Raw genomic sequence first — 1,784 nt, forward strand, 5'->3', positions numbered from 1 at the left:
TCCCGGCGACCGCCGCGCTGCTTGACTTTCCGGGCATCCGATCCCTCGCGCGAACCGGTTTCCTTACCTGCCATTCATCAATGATCCAGCAGCACAGTGTGAATCCCGTGCAACGACACACCCTATTACCGAAGCATCTTTAGCACGCCAGCACATCGCGTCGGGCTTCGCCCGTGCCCGCGCCCGGTCAGATGGAGATCAGCACACGGAGACTCTGGAACGGCGGAATTCTGATGGGAGTCGATGCCGTAAACTGGAATTCAGGCACCGGGCTCGCCGATGCCGTGTGCCGCGCCCGTGGGATCGGATACTCACGTCCGCCTACGTGGAGTAGCGCGCGGTATCAGTTGGTCGCATTCTGCCTCTGCCTATTGCGACGCATCATCGAGCCCGACCGGTCGGAGTCGCTGCTGCACTTCGACAATCAGTCCCACGATCCCATGAGTGGCACAAACAGACCACCGTGAGCTAGACAGAGCGGAGATACCGATGGCAATGCCATTGCAATTGGGGTACAAGGCGTCAGCAGAACAGTTCGGCCCTAGAGAGCTTGTCGAGCTGGCAGTACTCGCCGAGAGCAGCGGGATGGATTCCGCTACAGTCAGTGACCACTTCCAGCCCTGGCGACATGTGGGCGGTCATGCGCCATTCTCTCTGGCGTGGATGACTGCGGTCGGCGAGCGCACGACACGATTGAAGCTGGGGACGTCGGTGATGACGCCGACCTTCCGGTACAACCCCGCCGTGATCGCGCAGGCATTTGCGACCATGGCGTGTCTCTACCCGGATCGGGTCATGCTCGGCGTGGGCAGCGGCGAAGCTCTCAACGAGATCGCGACCGGATTCGACGGGCCGTGGCCGGAATTCAAGGAGCGGTTTGCGCGGCTACGTGAGGCTGTGCAGTTGATGCGTGAGTTGTGGATTGGTGATCGCGTCGACTTCAACGGCGAGTACTTCAAGACCAGGGGTGCCTCGATCTATGATGTTCCCGAGGGTGGTGTACCGGTCTACATCGCGGCGGGCGGTCCCATCGTTGCGCGCTACGCCGGGCGAGCTGGAGACGGTTTCATCTGCACGTCGGGTAAGGGCATGGAGCTCTACACCGAGAAGCTCATGCCGGCCGTCACCGAGGGGGCGATCAACGCGAACAGATCTGCTGATCGGATCGACAAGATGATCGAAGTCAAGATTTCCTACGACACCGACCCCGAAAGGGCGCTCGAGAACACCCGTTTCTGGGCACCCCTGTCACTGACACCGGAACAGAAGCACTCGATCGAGGATCCAATCGACATGGAAAAGGCGGCCGACGCCTTGCCCATTGAGCAAGTAGCCAAGCGGTGGATCGTCGCCTCCGATCCTGACGAGGCAGTGTCGTTGGTCAAGCCATACGTCGCGGCGGGGCTGAACCATCTGGTGTTCCACGCTCCAGGCCACGACCAGCGGCGATTCTTGGAACTGTTCCACCGTGACCTCGAGCCAAGGCTGCGGAAGCTGTAATTTGAACCTGGGCGTGAATCGTCAGCCCGAACCACGTCAGAGTTCGCGTCCCAACCAGATTCGCTACTCGCCCGCCGATGCAGGAATCAGATACCGACATCGGCGGGCGAAGCAATGTGCGGCGGGCTGCTCGTCGTCGGCGGTCGAGTGGTTCCGCGCCGGCGTCCGACCTCGACGCGAACATTTAGACCGAAGTTGCGGTAGCTCTCGGCGGAGATTGCATGATCGACCTGAGAAGACGACGGAAATCGATTCGGAAATGTAGCCACTAATACTGCGTGTCG

Annotated in this window: 2 protein-coding genes; one reads left to right on the top strand and one right to left on the bottom strand. The window is 60.7% G+C overall.

The window, feature by feature from the left end; all coding sequences use genetic code 11:
* The first annotated feature begins 489 nt into the window (after positions 1 to 489).
* Entirely contained in the window at positions 490 to 1,500 is a 1,011-nt protein-coding gene (gene fgd / locus ACFWAY_RS53665; protein WP_378516527.1) for a glucose-6-phosphate dehydrogenase (coenzyme-F420), read from the top strand.
* An 86-nt stretch (positions 1,501 to 1,586) separates the two neighbouring features.
* Here the strand turns inward: fgd and ACFWAY_RS53670 are convergent.
* Positions 1,587 to 1,784, bottom strand: a 198-nt coding sequence (locus tag ACFWAY_RS53670) for a hypothetical protein (protein ID WP_378516528.1), incomplete at its 5' end; no start/stop codon positions are given.

Source organism: Rhodococcus sp. NPDC059968, from assembly GCF_042738615.1.
GTDB lineage: Bacteria > Actinomycetota > Actinomycetes > Mycobacteriales > Mycobacteriaceae > Rhodococcus_F.